The sequence below is a fragment of the Aquitalea pelogenes genome (genome assembly GCF_041914625.1).
GTDB lineage: Bacteria > Pseudomonadota > Gammaproteobacteria > Burkholderiales > Chromobacteriaceae > Aquitalea > Aquitalea pelogenes.
Window position 1 is genome coordinate 234 of sequence record NZ_JAYSDA010000012.1, and the last position, 15,713, is coordinate 15,946.

The 15,713-nt window shown below is 58.6% G+C and carries 13 protein-coding genes; 5 read left to right on the forward strand and 8 right to left on the reverse strand.

What is annotated here, in order from left to right; genetic code table 11:
- The 5 genes from ACE3SE_RS11200 to ACE3SE_RS11220 all read right to left on the reverse strand — a co-directional run.
- On the reverse strand, window positions 1-1,771 hold a 1,771-nt coding region (locus ACE3SE_RS11200; protein ID WP_374555295.1), incomplete at its 3' end, for a hypothetical protein.
- Window positions 1,768-2,343: an electron transport complex subunit RsxB gene (gene rsxB / locus ACE3SE_RS11205; RefSeq protein ID WP_374555297.1), complete on the reverse strand. Its 576-nt coding sequence runs from the start codon at window positions 2,341-2,343 to the stop codon at window positions 1,768-1,770. The genes rsxB and ACE3SE_RS11200, both read right to left, overlap by 4 nt.
- Entirely contained in the window at window positions 2,340-2,891 is a 552-nt protein-coding gene (locus ACE3SE_RS11210; protein ID WP_374555299.1) for a hypothetical protein, read from the reverse strand. The genes rsxB and ACE3SE_RS11210 overlap by 4 nt, the downstream gene beginning before the upstream one ends.
- 97 nt (window positions 2,892-2,988) lie before the next feature.
- Window positions 2,989-4,839 carry a DUF294 nucleotidyltransferase-like domain-containing protein gene (locus ACE3SE_RS11215; RefSeq protein ID WP_374555301.1) on the reverse strand — a complete coding sequence of 617 codons (1,851 nt, stop codon included), beginning with the start codon at window positions 4,837-4,839 and terminating at the stop codon, window positions 2,989-2,991.
- Window positions 4,840-4,945: 106 nt separating this feature from the next.
- Window positions 4,946-5,701 carry a substrate-binding periplasmic protein gene (locus ACE3SE_RS11220; RefSeq protein ID WP_374555303.1) on the reverse strand — a complete coding sequence of 252 codons (756 nt, stop codon included), beginning with the start codon at window positions 5,699-5,701 and terminating at the stop codon, window positions 4,946-4,948.
- Between the two features lie 122 nt (window positions 5,702-5,823).
- Between ACE3SE_RS11220 and ACE3SE_RS11225 the strand changes: the two genes are divergently transcribed.
- Window positions 5,824-6,741: a bestrophin family protein gene (locus tag ACE3SE_RS11225; RefSeq protein ID WP_374555305.1), complete on the forward strand. Its 918-nt coding sequence runs from the start codon at window positions 5,824-5,826 to the stop codon at window positions 6,739-6,741.
- A 153-nt stretch (window positions 6,742-6,894) separates the two neighbouring features.
- Here the strand turns inward: ACE3SE_RS11225 and acs are convergent, their stop codons facing one another.
- The 3 genes from acs to ACE3SE_RS11240 form a co-directional block, all read right to left on the reverse strand.
- Entirely contained in the window at window positions 6,895-8,859 is a 1,965-nt protein-coding gene (acs, locus tag ACE3SE_RS11230; RefSeq protein WP_062790801.1) for an acetate--CoA ligase, read from the reverse strand.
- Window positions 8,860-8,924: 65 nt separating this feature from the next.
- Window positions 8,925-10,604, reverse strand: coding sequence for a cation acetate symporter (locus tag ACE3SE_RS11235; protein WP_199101310.1), 1,680 nt, complete (start codon window positions 10,602-10,604; stop codon window positions 8,925-8,927).
- A complete protein-coding gene (locus tag ACE3SE_RS11240; RefSeq protein WP_045847092.1) occupies window positions 10,601-10,912 on the reverse strand; it encodes a DUF485 domain-containing protein in 312 nt (103 codons plus the stop codon). The genes ACE3SE_RS11235 and ACE3SE_RS11240 overlap by 4 nt, the downstream gene beginning before the upstream one ends.
- A gap of 315 nt (window positions 10,913-11,227) precedes the next feature.
- Here ACE3SE_RS11240 and ACE3SE_RS11245 point away from each other — a divergent pair, with 315 nt between their 5' ends.
- From ACE3SE_RS11245 to ACE3SE_RS11260, 4 genes are all read left to right on the forward strand, one after another.
- Window positions 11,228-12,124, forward strand: coding sequence for a LysR family transcriptional regulator (locus ACE3SE_RS11245; RefSeq protein WP_131355050.1), 897 nt, complete (start codon window positions 11,228-11,230; stop codon window positions 12,122-12,124).
- Between the two features lie 27 nt (window positions 12,125-12,151).
- The gene (locus ACE3SE_RS11250) at window positions 12,152-12,619 is read left to right on the forward strand and encodes a hypothetical protein (RefSeq protein ID WP_131355047.1); all 468 of its coding nucleotides are present in this window, start codon (window positions 12,152-12,154) and stop codon (window positions 12,617-12,619) included.
- A gap of 46 nt (window positions 12,620-12,665) precedes the next feature.
- Window positions 12,666-14,126, forward strand: coding sequence for a protein adenylyltransferase SelO (locus tag ACE3SE_RS11255; RefSeq protein ID WP_374555308.1), 1,461 nt, complete (start codon window positions 12,666-12,668; stop codon window positions 14,124-14,126).
- A 545-nt stretch (window positions 14,127-14,671) separates the two neighbouring features.
- Window positions 14,672-15,691, forward strand: coding sequence for a Zn-dependent oxidoreductase (locus tag ACE3SE_RS11260; protein WP_374555310.1), 1,020 nt, complete (start codon window positions 14,672-14,674; stop codon window positions 15,689-15,691).
- Window positions 15,692-15,713 lie beyond the last annotated feature (22 nt).

The window sequence follows — 15,713 nt, forward strand, 5'->3', positions numbered from 1 at the left end:
CATCCATGCCGGCCGGTGCTGCTGTGGCCTGTGCTGCTTTTTGCGCGGCGGCACGCTGCATGGCGGCTTGAATCAGGGCCTGTTTGTCATGGCTTGTTGCTGCAGGGCTATCCTGTATGCCAGCGGTGCGGGCAGCTTTGGCGGCATCCTGCGCAGCCTTGCGGGCTGCTGCGCGGGCCATGGCTGCATCAATGGCGGCCTGCCGGCTGGCTGCAATAGCAGCGGCGCGGGCATCTGCTTGTGTGTTGTCCGCAGCGCCGGTGGACTGTTTTTCCAGATGCTGGCTGTTGCGCTCGGCGGCGCGGGCCATGGCGGCGGCAATGGCGGCTTGTTTGTCGGCTGCTGCCGGTGAGGCCTTGCTTTCCGGCTGCGCTGCGGTGGCAGCCTGTTCGCGTTTGGCGGCCTGCTCGGCGGCGCGCGCGGCCAGTCGCTGGGCTTTTTCCTGCTTGTCCCGCTCCAGCCGGAACTGGCGGAAGCGATGGCGCTGCCTGGCCAGGTCGGCCTGCTGCTGCTGTTGCTGTGCCGCCTGATACTGCAAGGCGGCGTGGCGGAAGGTATCCAGCAAGGGAAGCTGACTGGGACAGACGGCATCGCACAGTCCGCACAGGGTGCAGTCCTGCAGGCCCCAGGCGTTGGCTTCTTCCATATTGTTTTGCTGGCAATGCCAGTAAAGCTCCTGTGCTTGCAGCTTGCTGGGGCAGATGCGCAGGCAATCGCCGCAGCGGATGCAGTCCTGTTGCCCACTGGTGGTATCCGGCGTGCGGGCTTGCAGGCATTGGCTATGCCAGTGCAACCCCATCGTGTCTGCCTGATCGACTGGCAGTGCATAGCCACGCAAGCCGCCGCCATGGGTAATGGCGCAATCGGCACTGGCACCGGCAAAGTTCAACAGATGGCTCAGCGGAGTACCCAGCAGCGCCTGCACGCTGCCTGGCCGTTCCAGCTTGCCGTCGAGGGTAACAAAGCGGCTGATGCAGGGCTGGCCATGCAGGATGGCGTCGCCAGCGGCCACCACGGCATCGGCTGGCAGACACAGGCAGTGTGCTGTTTCTGCCGGGCTGGCCAGCTGGCGGGTCAGCGTGGTTTCATCCGCCGCCGGATAGGGGGCATTGATGGTACTGATGTGCCAGCTGTGCTGGCTGGCGGCTGCCTGCACAGCCTCGGCACTGCCGGTGTGGCTGATGGCAAGCACGATGCGTCCGGGCTGCAGGACTTGTTCCAGCATGGCAATGGCGGCCACCAGTTTATCGGCTTGCTGTTCCAGCAAGCTGGAGGTGGCAGTCAGGCAGGGCTCGTCTTCTACCGCATTGATGATCAGCAGGGACAGTGCATGTGGCTGCATGGCCCAGTCCAGCGGCAGCAGGGGGCCGTGATTGCCCGCGACCCCCATGTCTTGCAGTTGCAGGGCGAGGCTGAGCGGCGTGAGCAGGGACGGGTCGCCTGCTTGCAGCGGCAGGGCTTCATCCCGGCCATCCGCTTCCAGAACAAGGGTGTTGGCCAGTGGTGCGCCGGGCAAGGCTTGAGCCAGGGGCTGGATGGCGATGATGCGGCCGGATGTCGGGGCATGCAGGGCAACACCGTATTCACTGTCTGCATCGGCCAGGCGCTGGTATTTCAGGACTTGCTGGCCAGGCTGCACACAAGGCAGGCACTGTTGCAGGCCCAGTAGCAGGCGCGTTGGCAGCGGCAGGGTCGTAGCAGCGGTGTTGTCATGCTTGCGGTCGGGCAAAGGCAGCTTGAACCCGCCAGGCAAGGAGAGAAAACGCCTCATGACCTTGCCTCGTGCTTGACGGCCTTGATGGCAATCACCGGGTAGCCCCAGCGCCAGTCGTGCGGGCTGCTGGTGGCCGGACGCATGCTGATGCAATCCACCGGACAGGGAACAAGGCAGAGTTCGCAACCGGTGCATTCGTCTGCCAGTACAGTGTGCATCTGCTTGGCCGAACCCAGGATGGCATCTACCGGACAGGCCTGAATGCAGAGCGTACAGCCGATACAGGTGCTTTCGTCAATCAGCGCCACGGCCTTGGGTTTGCTGGGCGGGGCGTCTGACGCAAAGGGCAGGTAGTCGGTATGCAGCAGTGCAGCCAGTTTGCGTATGCCTTCCTCGCCACCGGGCGGGCAGCGGTTGATGCTGTCCTCACCCTTGGCCAGCGCGGCGGCATAGGGTTGGCATCCGGCGTGACCGCACTGGCCGCACTGGGTTTGCGGCAGGATGGCATCAATCTGTTCGACCAGCGGGCGCGGATCGGCATCTTGCGCTTGTTGCCGGCGCTTGGTCATCACGCTGCGCAGCAGCCAGCCAGCCAGCAGCAGCAAGGCGATAAGGAACAGGATATTCATGACAGTCGGGCTCCCAGGCTGTGCAGGGCCAGTGCCAGTAGCAGGGCACACAGCCAAAGGGCGGGCAGGTCACGCAGCATGGCAGGCAAGCGGCTACGTGCCAGACGGGTTGGCAAACAGGCAAATACAGCCAGTAACAGGCTGAGCAAGACCGATAGCAACAGGCTTTGCATGCTGCTGCCCATGCTGGCAGGCGCGTGGGCCATCCAGCTGCCCGGCAGGCTCAAGAGCAGATTGTTGGCCAGCAGCCAGCCCGGACGCAGGCCCAGTGCGCGGCTGGCGTTGCCTGCCTTGTTGTTGAGCAGCCAGGCAAGCGACAGGGCACTGGCACTTTGCAGGATGATGATGGCAGGCAGCCCCGGCGTCGGGCCGGTCAGGGGCTGCAGTAGCGCCAGGCCGAGATTGCCCAGCAACTGGCTGATCAGCAGGGTCAGCCCCATGGCGGCTGCGGCAGGCCAGGCCAGGCTGATGGCACGCTGTCTGCCGGTCTGGCAATGTTGCAGACAGGCCATCAGGGCAAGCAGCGGCAGGTAGAGCCCGAAATTCATGGCGCAGAGTATCCGGAAAGCAAAACCGCAAAATTATCCGGGTTTCGGGCCTGCTTCACAACCTTGCTGCGGGTAGGCCATGGCCCTCAGCCAGCATTCAGGGTAGTTGCCGGCCAAGCCAGGCTTGCAGTTTGCGCGCCTGGCGCAAGGTTTCCTTCAGGATGCGGGCGTCCAGGGTGCTGAGCTGGCGCGGGTCGATCAGGCTGTCCAGCCCGGCCGCATTGTCCTGGCAGGCCAATTGGTGACGCAGGCGCAAATCCTGCAGGAAACGGGCGCTGTCGGCAAAGGACTGGCAATCGCTGCTGTCCAGGCCGGGCAGCTGGCTGGCAGCGGCAAAGCGCTCGCTGGTGCGACCTGCGGCGCAACCAGCCATCAAGGCCATGATGCGGGCGGCGTCAACAAAGAAGTCCAGTGCGGCTTTCAGGTCCAGCTTGTCATTTTCATCGGTTTGCAGGCGTCCGCTCCAGCCCAGCGGTGCCTGATAGCGGCGGGCGTTGCGGCTGAGTGCCTGCAATACCTGACGGTCTGCGGCGCGCTGGCGCAGCCGGCTGGCCAGCTCCAGGCCCAGCGCGGTATTGCCCCACACCGGGCGCAAGTCCAGATACAGGCCGATGTGTCCGGCGCTGTCGTCCGACTGCATCAACTGGCTGATAAAGGTGTCGCTCCAGTCATCCAGTGACAGGCAGTGGCTGGGATTGCCTGCCATCACACCGTTGCGGCACAGCGGTATGCCGCAGGCGCTCAGTGCGGAACAGATGCCCTGTGCAATGGCGGGCAGTTGCAAGGCCAGCTGGTGCTGTAGCAACGGCTTGCTGCTGTGAAACACGATGCCGCTGTCTTGATCCGAAGAGAGGGTATTTTCCTGACGACCACTGCTGCCAAACTGCAGCCAGCAGATTTCCACATCATCCAGCCCGGCTTCTGCCAGATGCAGCTGGCACAGCCGGGTCAGCAACTGGTCGTTGAACAGGCTGAGCAAGCGGGTGCTGGCATCGGCATCCATGCCCTGGCGGAACAGGGCGACCACCTGGCGGCGGAAGGTGGCGGCCACGCCGGACAGGGCGGCAGTACTGTCGCATCGGCTGAGCCGTTGCAGCATTTCCTTCATGTCCAGCCGCGACAGACGGTACAGGTCATGTTCCGAAACAATGCCGACCAGTGTGCTGCCCTCGCATACCATCACATGGCGCTCACCACTTTGCACCAGCGCCAGCATGGCTTCGCTGGCCAGCGCGGTAGGCGGCAGGATGCAGCTGGGCTGGCGCATCAATTGCTGCACCGGGGTGTCGTCCGGCCGTCCGGCCAGATGGGCGGACAGCAGGTCGCGCAGGGTGAACAGGCCAAGCAGTCTTTGTTCCGGGCTGGTGATCACCACCGAGCCAACCCCTTGGTCCTGCATCAATTCCAGCAAGGGGCGCAGTGCGGTATCGGGCCGGCAAGTGACGGGCGGCCGCTGGATGACCGCTGACAGCGGGGTATGCAGACTGAGGCCCTGTCCCCCCAGCGCGGCGGGGTGTTGTTGTCTGGCGCGGGACAGCAGATTGGCCAGCCGCTGGGTGCAAAACTGCTGGAATGCCGACGAGGCACGGCATAGCTCCAGAAAGGCCGCATGCGGTAACAACAGCACCATGCAGTCGCTGTCCGCACGGTAATGGTTGGTGACCGGTCGCTGCGCCAGCAGGGCACCCAGCGGAAACATTTCTCCCTGGCTGAGCATGGCAAACGGCTGGCCGCTGTAAATATCCTCGGCCAGTACCTGGCCTTCCAGCACGATGAACAACTGCGTGGCTAGCCCTGCCTGGGGATTGAGCAAGCTGCTGCCGCGAGGATAATACTGGCGCTTGCCATAACGGGTCAGTAGCTGGAGCTGTTCCGCTGTCATGACGGCAAATGGTTCATGCACCAGCAATGGTTGCCAGTCTGCCGGGAATGGAGTGGGCGTGGTCATGGTCTGCCGGTTGCGCTGTGATGGGTTCAATATAAAGCTGGCCAGACCCGACTGATATTGGGGAAATCCGTCGCAGTGCTTTTGCCCGCTTCAGTGGCCGGTCATGCTATTCACTGTTCTGTTTGAGGATCTGCTGGTAACGGCCATCGCGTTTTATCTGTTCCAGTGCCTGGCGGAATGCCTCTACCGTGGAGGCTGGTGTTCCCAGGCTGAATGCCATGGACATGCCCTGGGGCAGTTGCTTGAACACAAAGGCGGTCTGCAGCACCTGGCCGGGTTGGTCATGCATTTGCTGTACGGTGGAATAGGCTGTCAGCTGGTTGGCCGCCCACAGTGTGATGCGTTTGGCGCGCAGCATCTGGTAGCCCTCGCGATACGAGGAAAAGGCCTCCAGATGGGTGAATCCGTGTTCTTGCAGGTATTTTTCCTGATATGAACCATGCAGTACGCCAATCGCGTAGTTCTGATAGTCAGCCAGTTTGCCGTTACGGGGAATGCGTCCGCCATTTTCGGTCAGCATCAATAACACCGGCGGCGAGTGGATGACCTCGCCTACCCATTGAAAGCGATCTTCCCGCTCCGGTGTTCTGGCCATGGCGCATACCAGTGTGTTGGGCTGATTCAGGCCCATGGTCAATACCCGGTTCCACGGATAAAGGTGCACCGTTTCACTCAAGCCCAGTTGGCGGATGATCAGCTGCACGACATCAACCACGATGCCGTGCGGCTGTCCGCCGGCCTCGCTGGAAAATGGTGGCAGATTATCTTCACAGGCAATGGTGAGTGTGCCTGCCTGTGCCACGGGCAAGGCCGAGCACAGCATCAGCAGCGGGATCGACAGGGCAGGGAGAATGCGTTTCATCTCTTTACTGTAGTTGTTGCCCTCGGGGCGACAAGTGAAATCGCTGAGTCGTATTTTGCACTGCAGCATGCGTGACGATGGCTTATCATGTCGGCTTTAACATCATTGGCTGATATTGCTTCATGATTGTCCGATCATCCCTGAGCTGGTTTCGCTTGCTGTTTGTCTGGCATGGCTCAGTCCTGCCGCGCATCATGCCACGACTGTTGCTGGTGTTGTTGATTGCCGTCATGTCAGCCGGTGCCCGCCACTGGTGGCTTAGCACCCATGCGGATTCTGCGCTCAGCATTCCCACCTTCACCTTGCTTGGCGTGTCGCTGGCCATTTTTCTGGGTTTTCGCAATTCAGTCAGTTACGACCGCTTCTGGGAAGCCCGCAAATTGTGGGGTGGCCTGCTGATTGTCAATCGCTCCATCACCCGCTTGCTGTTGTCTGCCGTACCGAAACATTCGCTGACTGCCGAGGCGGCAGATTTGCTCTGTGCCTTTGCCTATGCACTGAAGGCCCAGCTGCGGCGGGAGGATGATTGCCAGCATCTGCAGCGCCTGATTGCCCCCGGCCTGCTGGACGAGGTGCAAGCAGCCTGCTTTGCGCCGGCCATCATCCTGCGTCGGCTGGGAGAGCTGGTGCAGCAGTTGCAGCGCGAGGGTTGCCTGAACGAGTGGCAATGGCAGGCGCTGGACCGCAAGCTGGACACCATGTCGGAAATCCTGGGCGGTTGCGAGCGCATCGACACCACGCCTATTCCTTATACTTATCGCGTCTTGCTTAATCGCACGGTCACCATCTACAGCTTGCTGCTGCCGATGGGCCTGGTCAGCAGCATAGGCTGGCTGACGCCTCCCATTGCCGTATTCATTGCGTACACATACCTCGCGCTGGAAGTGATTGGCGAAGAACTGGAAGAGCCGTTTGGTCGTGAGGGTAATGACCTGCCACTGGCTGCCCTGTGCCATACCATCGAATCCGCCGTGCGCGAAATGCAGGGCCTGCCAGTGACGGTGGAAGCGCCAAAGCCGCAAGGGGTGTATCTGCACTAAGCGCATCCATCAGGAAAGCTGTTGCCGTGGAGATGCCAGGTTCTTGCCCGACCTTGCTGGTCACCGCTGTTGCAGTTAGAGACCGATACTACGGGCAATAAAAAAAGCCCGGTGAAATCACCGGGCTCAAGGTCAGTGTGCTCCTGAACTGATTCAGATGGGGTTTTGCAGCTGGCCCAGAATCTGCGGGTTTTCCAGCGTCGAAACGTCCTGTGTGATTTCCTCGCCCTTGGCAATCGAGCGCAACAGACGGCGCATGATCTTGCCGGAGCGGGTCTTGGGCAGGTTTTCGCCAAAGCGGATGTCGTCCGGCTGGGCGATCTTGCCGATTTCGTGGGCTACCCAGTTCTTGAGTTCGGCAGCAATCTTCTTGGCTTCGTCGCCTTCCGGACGGGCACCCTTCAGTACCACGAAGGCCACCACCGCCTCACCCTTCACTTCGTGCGGCTTGCCCACCACAGCGGCTTCGGCCACCAGCGGGTTGGCCACCAGCGCGGATTCGATTTCCATGGTGCCCAGACGGTGACCGGATACGTTCAGCACGTCGTCGATACGGCCCATGATCCAGAAATAGCCGTTTTCGTCACGGTTGGCCGAGTCGCCAGCCAGGTAGTACTGACCGTTGAACTCTTCCGGGAAGTAGGTTTTCTTGAAGCGTTCCGGGTCGTTCCAAATGGTACGCACCAGCGACGGGAAAGGCTTCTTGATGACCAGGAAGCCACCGCGGCCCGGTTCCACCTGTGCACCGGATTCGTCCACGATGTCGGCAATGATGCCCGGCAGCGGCAGGGTGCAAGAACCCGGCTTGGTGGGTACGGCACCCGGAATCGGCGCAATCATGGCCGAGCCGGTTTCGGTTTGCCACCAGGTATCCACGATAGGGCAGCGGCCACCGCCCACCACTTCGTAGTACCACATCCAGGCTTCCGGGTTGATCGGCTCGCCCACGGTACCCAACAGGCGCAGGCTGGACAGGTCGAACTGCTTGGGCAGGTCGTTGCCCAGCTTGATCAGCGAACGGATGGCGGTCGGTGCAGTGTAGAAAATGCTGACCTTGTGTTGTTCGATCATGCGCCAGAAGCGGCTGGCATCCGGGTAGGTCGGCACGCCCTCGAATACCACCTGGGTGGCACCGATGCCCAGCGGGCCGTAGCAGATATAGGAGTGACCGGTGATCCAGCCCACGTCGGCGGTGCACCAGTACACATCATTCGGTTTGTAGTCAAAGGCCCAGCGGAAGCTGTTGATGGCGCCCAGCAGATAACCGGCGCTGCTGTGCTGGATGCCTTTCGGTTTGCCGGTAGAGCCGGAGGTGTACAGGATGAACAGCGGGTCATCCGCCAGCATCCATTCCGGTTCGCAGGCTTCGGCCTGGCCTTCCACCAGCTTGTGCCACCATACGTCGCGGCCGTCGGTCCACTGTGCGCCGCCATTGGTACGCTGGTAAACCACCACGTTCTGTACCGACTCGCAGCCTTCCAGTGCCAGGGCTTCGTCCACGGTGGCCTTCAGCGGAACGGTCTTGCCGCCGCGCAGGCCCTCATTGGCGGTAATCACCAGCTTGGCGCCGGCATCCTGGATACGGTCGCGTACCGCGCCGGCGGAGAAACCACCGAATACCACAGAGTGGATGGCACCGATACGGGCGCAGGCCTGCATGGCCACGATGGCTTCAATCACCATCGGCATGTAGATGACCACACGGTCGCCCTTGGCAATGCCCAGGCTCTTCAGGCCATTGGCAAACTGACAAACGCGACGGTGCAGTTCGGAATAGGTAACCCGGGTCACTTCGCCATCATCCGCTTCGAAGATCAGCGCGATCTTGTTGGCGTTCAGCGGCAGGTGACGATCCAGGCAGTTGTAGGAGACGTTCAGCACACCATCGTCAAACCATTTGAAGAAAGGTGCATTGCTGTCATCCAGTACCCGTGAGAAGGGTTTTTTCCAGGTGATCAGCTCGCGTGCCAGGTCCCCCCAGAAAGCCAGGTAGCTGTCATCAGCCTGTTCGCACAGCGCATTGTAGGCCTCCATGCCGGATACAGTGGCCTTGTGGCGGAAGTCATCGGACGGCGGAAAGCTGCGGGTTTCTTTCAGAATGGACTCGAGGGTGGACATAACTTCTCCTTATGTTTTGTCTTGCTGTAGCCGCATCCCGCAGGATGCGGCCCCAGGTGTAACGATTAGTGCTTGGAAGCGCCAGAGGCGCCGATGCCGGTCATGGAGCGAACGAACTGGGCATCAAACTTGGCCTTTTCTTCAGCAGCAGACTTGGAGTTGTCGGTCACCGAGAACAGCCAGGTGGTCACGAACGCCAGGGTGATGGAGAAGATGGCCGGGTTCTTGTACGGGAACAGGGCGGCTTTGTGTTTCATCACATCCACCCATACTGCCGGTCCCAGAACAATCAGCACCACTGCGGTTGCCAGGCCGATGAAGCCGCCGATTACTGCGCCGCGGGTGGTCAGGCCCTTCCAGAACATGGACAGGAACAGTACCGGGAAGTTGGCGGAAGCCGCGATGGAGAAGGCCAGACCAACCATGAAGGCAATGTTCTGCTTCTCGAACACCAGGCCCAGCACGATGGCGATGACGCCCAGTGCCACGGTGGTGATCTTGGATACGCGGATTTCGTCAGCTTCGTTCGCCTTGCCCTTCTTGATAACCGAAGCGTACAGATCGTGCGAGACGGCAGAGGCACCGGACAGGGCCAGACCTGCTACAACGGCCAGGATGGTGGCGAAGGCAACAGCAGAGATGAAGCCCAGGAACATGTCACCGCCAACCGCATTGGCCAGGTGAATGGCGGCCATATTGCTGCCACCAACCAGTTGGGTGATTTGCTTGCCATCCTTGGTGATGGTTTCCATCATGCCCGGCTGGTTCAGTACCAGCATGATTGCGCCAAAACCGATGATGAAGGTCAGGATGTAGAAGTAACCGATGAAACCGGTGGCGTAGAACACCGACTTGCGGGCTTCCTTGGCATCAGACACGGTGAAGAAGCGCATCAGGATGTGCGGCAAGCCTGCAGTACCGAACATCAGCGCCATACCCAGCGAAATGGAGTCAACCGGATCAGCCTTGCCCGGGGCCATGATGGCAGCGTGCTTGGCGTGAGCGGCAACTGCCTTCTCGAACATCAGTTCCGGGCTGAAGCCAACGGTGGACAGCACCATGAAGGCCATGAAGGAAGCACCACACAGCAGCAGTACGGCCTTGATGATCTGTACCCAGGTGGTAGCCAGCATGCCGCCAAACAGCACGTAGCACACCATCAGGATGCCCACCATGATTACGGCAGAGGAGTAGTTCATGCCGAACAGCAGCTGGATCAGCTTGCCGGCACCTACCATCTGGGCAATCAGGTACATGGCCACCACTACCAGGGTGGAAGTGGCTGCAAAGGAGCGTACCGGGGTCTGTTGCAGGCGGTAGGAAGCCACGTCGGCAAAGGTGTATTTGCCCAGGTTACGCAGACGTTCTGCCACCAGGAACAGGATCACCGGCCAGCCAACCAGGAAGCCCATGGAGTAGATCAGGCCGTCATAGCCCTTGTCGAACACCATGGCGGAAATCCCCAGGAAGGAGGCTGCCGACATGTAGTCACCGGCAATGGCCAGTCCATTCTGGAAACCGCTGATGCCGCCACCGGCGGTATAGAAGTCCGAAGCAGAACGGGTACGGCGTGCCGCCCAGTAGGTAATGCCCATGGTGAAGGCCACAAACACCACGAACATGATGATGGCGTGCCAGTTGGTGGCCTGTTGCTTCACATCACCTTCGATGGCGCCGGAGGCGAAAGCCAGGGCAGGAAACAGGGTCAGGGCTGCCAGAGCGAGAGAGCCAGTGCGTTTTGTCATTGTTGTGCCTCCTCTACGATCTCGCGGTTGAGCTGGTCAAACTCGCCGTTGGCTTTGCGCACGTACAGGCCGGTCAGCACGAAAGCAGAAAGAATGATCAGGATCCCTACCGGGATGCCAACAGTCATGGTCATGCCGGGGGCGAGCGGAGCACCCAGCGTTGATGGTGAAAATGCCAGAATCAGAATGAAGCCATAGTAAATGGCCAGCATTACGATGCTGAGCTGCCAACCCAGGCTTGTCTTCTTGTGAACAAGCTCTTTGAACTTCGGGTTGGACTGTACTTTCTTGAGTACGTCCTCGTTCATTGCATCCTCCTTTGTCGTAACGATCGTCTGACCGCTGGATGAAACATAAGGGACGAAAGCTGGGCACCGCTAATCGCTTTTTTTGATCAGCAAAATTTGTCATGTCGATGTTGCGTTGCAAAAAATATTAAAAAACAACAAGTTGCAATGGTATTTTTGCTCCATTTCCCCTGTGGTTTGTGCGGTTTTTTTGTGTGGGAATACCGGAAAATGTTGTGGAAGATGTGCTATTGAAGCCAAAATGAGGCAGCAGAACATGTCGTACAAACAGAAAAATGTAGTTCATTTACTACAGGCAGAGAGAACAGGTCGTACATGGAAATCTATCAGTTGAGGACCTTTGTCACCGTGGCCCAGCAAGGGCATCTGACCCAGGCCGCCGAATTGCTGCATTTGTCCCAGCCTGCCGTGACCGCACAGATCAAGGCGCTGGAAGAAGAAGTTGGCATGCCGCTGTTTGAACGGACTGCCGGTGGGGTGACCATGACGCGTGCAGGGCAGGAACTGTTGCCGCAGGCGCAATCCATCCTGGCCTCGGCCCGGGAAATACTGAATCACGCCAAAACCCTGAAAGGACAGACCGGTGGCAAGGCACTGGTGGGGCTGACCCTGACCCCGGCGACGCTGAAAATGGGGCAGTGGGTGGCCGCCCTGGTGGAAAAGTACCCGCTGCTGGACCTGCGCCTGCAACACGGGGTCACGGGCGAGGTGCTCAACCTGGTGCGCAAAAAGGAACTGGATGCCGGCTTCTATCTGGGCAAAAACCCCTACGTCAATGTCAATACCGTCCTGCTGACCAATTTGCCGTTTCGCATCGTGATGCCACACAACTGGCAAAACCGTATTGACATTCACAATCACAAAGACCTGGGGCGCTTGCCCTGGATAGGTCTGTCGCAGTTTTCCAGCTTGTCCAAGATCACTGCAGAACTGTGGCGTGAACTGAATATTTCTCCGAAGAAGGTGACAGAAAGCGACAATCTGGCTTCCATTCTGGAACTTGTCGCCTGTGGCGTCGGTGTGGCACTGGCGCGTGAGGAAGAGGCGCTGGAATGGGAAGCCGCCGGGCGGTTGACGGTTGTGCCAGGTGTGCGCAAACTGGCTGAGCTTCAATTCGTTTATCCATCAGACCGGGTTGGCGACCCCATACTGGAAGCATTGCTGCACGAACTGATTCGCGTCTGGGAACTCAGCCCCGCCACCGCGCATTGAACCCCGCCTCACCGACAAGGATCTTCCATGGCCTACGAATGGTTTGCCAGTGCTTTCGAGCGTTATCTGCGTACCATGGAGCTCAGCCAGCGCCGCTTGCTGGATGCCCAGCAGGATGCCTGTATCAGCTGGGCCGTTGCATGGCTGCAAGGGCCGGCCTTGCCGGAAGGCGAACTGCAGAACCGCATCGACAGCAGTCTGCTTGGCAGTGTGTCCCTGATGCAGGCACATGCGGACAACCAGCGAGACCTGATGCTGGCAACCGAAAAGTCGCTCAATGACATGCACAAGCGCCTGCTCAGCCAGCTGGAGCAGTCCGGTAACCACCCCTCATTCACCGTGATGAAACAGGCGCTGCAGCTTGGGCAAAGTTCTGGCAATGCCGTAAGCAAGATGAGCCGTCAGGTAGGCCACTTTGCCGCCACTAGCTTCTCCTCCGCCTCACTCAACGCCGCCCGCGACATGCGCCGGGTACTGCGTCGGCAAAAACCCTGATTGGTTTCAGGTGTTTATCCGCCCGGCTCGCGACTAGAATCGGGCAATGCAAGCACTCACTTCCCTGACCTTCGGTCAACGTTTTCTGCAGCTGCCACCGGTCTTCCACCGTTCGGTCCAGCCCCAGTCACTCAGCCAGCCGTATCTTGTTGCGGCCAACGCCCCCCTGTGCGCGCAACTGGGTATACAGCCCGAAACACTGGATACGCCTGCTGCCGTGGCTTTGCTGTCCGGCAATCGGCTGGCAGATGGCATGCAGCCTGTGGCGGCTGTGTATGCCGGGCATCAGTTCGGTGTGTTCGTCCCGCAACTGGGAGATGGCCGGGCGCTCTTGCTGGGTGATACGGCAGACATCCATGGGCATCGCTGGGAATGGCAGCTCAAAGGGGCCGGGCTGACGCCCTTTTCCCGGATGGGCGATGGACGCGCCGTATTACGCTCCACCATCCGAGAATACCTGTGCAGCGAAGCCATGCATGGGCTGGGCATCCCGACTACCCGCGCACTGGCCATGGTGGGCTCGCCAGATCCGGTTTACCGCGAGCAAGTCGAGACCGCCGCCGTGCTGACCCGACTGGCAGAGAGTTTCATCCGCTTCGGTAGTTTCGAAGTGTTTTATCACCGTGGCCAACATGATGAAATCCGTATCCTGGCAGACTTCCTCATCCGTCATCATTTCCCGGACTGTGCAGAACAAGCGCAGCCCTACGCAGCATTATTCAGCGAAATTGTCGCTCGCACCGCAAGCTTGATTGCGCAATGGCAGGCAGTGGGCTTCTGTCATGGCGTGATGAATACCGACAATATGTCGGTGCTGGGGCTGACACTGGACTACGGCCCGTTTGGCTTCATGGATGGCTTCAATGCCGCGCATGTATGCAATCACAGCGATCATTCCGGACGTTATGCCTACAACCAGCAACCACAGGTTGGCTTGTGGAATCTGCATTGCCTGGCATCGGCCTTCTTGCCGCTGGTGGACGAGGAAACCCTGCTGTCAGCCCTGTCCTCTTATCGCGAACAGTATGCGCAGTGCTGGATGAGGCTGATGCGCAGCAAGCTGGGCCTTGTCACCGAGCTGGAAGAGGATGATGCCCTGATCGAGGCATTATTGCTGGCCATGCATGCACACCGGACGGATTACACCGTGTTCTTCCGCCGGCTGGTGGATTTTGTGCCCGGTGAGGACAATGCACCGTTGCGCGATCTGTTCCTGGATCGCAGCCTGTTTGATGACTGGGCTGCGCGCTATGCCGCGCGTTTGCAGCTAGAGTCAACACCGCAGGCCACGCGCAGGGCGGCCATGCTGGCAGTCAACCCCAAATACATCTTGCGCAATTATCTGGCTGAACAAGCAATACAAGCCGCTCAACAGGGCGATTTCACCCTGATAAACCGCTTGCATGATTGCCTGCAACATCCATTTGACGAACAGCCAGAGTATCAGGACTTTGCTGCTGAACCACCCGCTTGGGCGACGGAAATCAGCGTCAGCTGCTCCAGCTGAATCCCGCGCTTATTCCCCGTCCCGCTTCAGGCCTGTCTGCTGCCTGCTGAAAGCCGCTGCCCGATTCCAGATGCACGCCATGTCCTGCCGTGTGTTCTGGATGGCCAGCGGCTTCATTCTTTCCCGCTGCTTCCCGCCCGTATTCTACTGACTATTGAGTGCGCTTATCTGGCCGGTACATCCAGTATCTGCCCGAAATGCGTATGCTTTCTGTCCTGATATTCAAATGTCTCTGGTCATGTTGTTTTGAATATTCTGTATTTAATTCTATTTTTTCTGACTATCAATAGTATTGATCGTGAATTGCTTTTGATAATTCACTTTTGATGCAGTGTATTGCTAAGTTGCAGATGTGGGATTTTATTATTGCCGCTAATAAGGTCAGTTTTTCATGCTTGTATGGTGCTTGGGTTTGTAATACTTTCATCGGGTCGATTAATGGGATGTGGGTTCTGTTAATATTGTTCATCAAAATGTTTTTGTTGATATATTTGCGGTGCTTGTTGCTTTTATTGCAATAATGTTGAACCGATAAAGGTGGCGGAATGAAAAGTATTATTATCACCCGGCCAGGTAGTCTGTTATTGGTAGATGAAAAAATCCCTGCTCCTGCCGCGCATGAAGTCCGGGTCAAGGTGAAATATGCCGGTGTGTGTGGCTCTGATGTGCATATTTATCGGGGCCATAATCCCTTTGTCAGCTATCCACGGGTGATAGGGCATGAATTATTTGGCATTGTTGATGCGGTCGGAGAGTCTGTCGACACTGCCCGTATCGGTCAGCGTGTGGTGATTGACCCGGTCATCAGCTGTGGTTGCTGCTATCCCTGTCGGATGGGGCGCCCAAATGTCTGTCTGAAGCTAAAGGTACTGGGTGTACATCGTGATGGTGGCTTCAGTGAATATGTCTGCGTACCTGCCGCAAATATCCATGAGGTGCCATCGAGTATTCCAGATCGACATGCCGCACTGATTGAACCATTCAGCGTTGCGGCAAACATGACTGCTCAGTTGCAACCAGCCACAAATGATTCAGCCTTGATTTATGGTGCCGGCCCCATGGGATTGGCGCTGGTACAGGTATTGAAAAATGTTTATCAGGTTGGCACGGTGATGGTGGTGGACCGGATTCCTTCGCGGCTGGAGATGGCGATTGAATGCGGGGCTGATGTGGTTATCAATAATCTTAAGTCATCCGAGGCTGATTATCTGCAAGGCATCCGGTGCCAGCCGACACTGATTATCGATGCGGCGTGTCATCCTGCCATTTTGTCACAGGCGATTACCTTGGCATCTCCTGCCGGTCGTATCGGTATCATGGGTTTTTCTGATGCAGAAACGGTGATCCGGCAAAAAGACATTACCAGCAAAGAGTTGTCCATTTTCTCTTCCCGTCTGAATAGTGCCCGCTTTCCCCAGGTTATTGAATGGATGGCCGCTGGCAAACTGTTTCCGCACATCCTGATCAGCCATGATATGGAGATGGAACAGGTAGAGCAGGCACTGACGCTATTTGAGTCTAATCCGGATAGCTGCTGCAAGATTCTGCTCAGATTTCCTGATTGATAAAAGGATGGATTGGTAATTT

What these genes read in the sequence shown, in the direction of transcription:
- rsxB (WP_374555297.1), bottom strand. Translation starts at nt 2,343, where the DNA reads ATGAATATCCTGTTCCTTATCGCCTTGCTGCTGCTGGCTGGCTGGCTG.
- ACE3SE_RS11210 (WP_374555299.1), bottom strand. Translation starts at nt 2,891, where the DNA reads ATGAATTTCGGGCTCTACCTGCCGCTGCTTGCCCTGATGGCCTGTCTG.
- ACE3SE_RS11215 (WP_374555301.1), bottom strand. Translation starts at nt 4,839, where the DNA reads ATGACCACGCCCACTCCATTCCCGGCAGACTGGCAACCATTGCTGGTG.
- ACE3SE_RS11220 (WP_374555303.1), bottom strand. Translation starts at nt 5,701, where the DNA reads ATGAAACGCATTCTCCCTGCCCTGTCGATCCCGCTGCTGATGCTGTGC.
- ACE3SE_RS11225 (WP_374555305.1), top strand. Translation starts at nt 5,824, where the DNA reads ATGATTGTCCGATCATCCCTGAGCTGGTTTCGCTTGCTGTTTGTCTGG.
- acs (WP_062790801.1), bottom strand. Translation starts at nt 8,859, where the DNA reads ATGTCCACCCTCGAGTCCATTCTGAAAGAAACCCGCAGCTTTCCGCCG.
- ACE3SE_RS11235 (WP_199101310.1), bottom strand. Translation starts at nt 10,604, where the DNA reads ATGACAAAACGCACTGGCTCTCTCGCTCTGGCAGCCCTGACCCTGTTT.
- ACE3SE_RS11240 (WP_045847092.1), bottom strand. Translation starts at nt 10,912, where the DNA reads ATGAACGAGGACGTACTCAAGAAAGTACAGTCCAACCCGAAGTTCAAA.
- ACE3SE_RS11245 (WP_131355050.1), top strand. Translation starts at nt 11,228, where the DNA reads ATGGAAATCTATCAGTTGAGGACCTTTGTCACCGTGGCCCAGCAAGGG.
- ACE3SE_RS11250 (WP_131355047.1), top strand. Translation starts at nt 12,152, where the DNA reads ATGGCCTACGAATGGTTTGCCAGTGCTTTCGAGCGTTATCTGCGTACC.
- ACE3SE_RS11255 (WP_374555308.1), top strand. Translation starts at nt 12,666, where the DNA reads ATGCAAGCACTCACTTCCCTGACCTTCGGTCAACGTTTTCTGCAGCTG.
- ACE3SE_RS11260 (WP_374555310.1), top strand. Translation starts at nt 14,672, where the DNA reads ATGAAAAGTATTATTATCACCCGGCCAGGTAGTCTGTTATTGGTAGAT.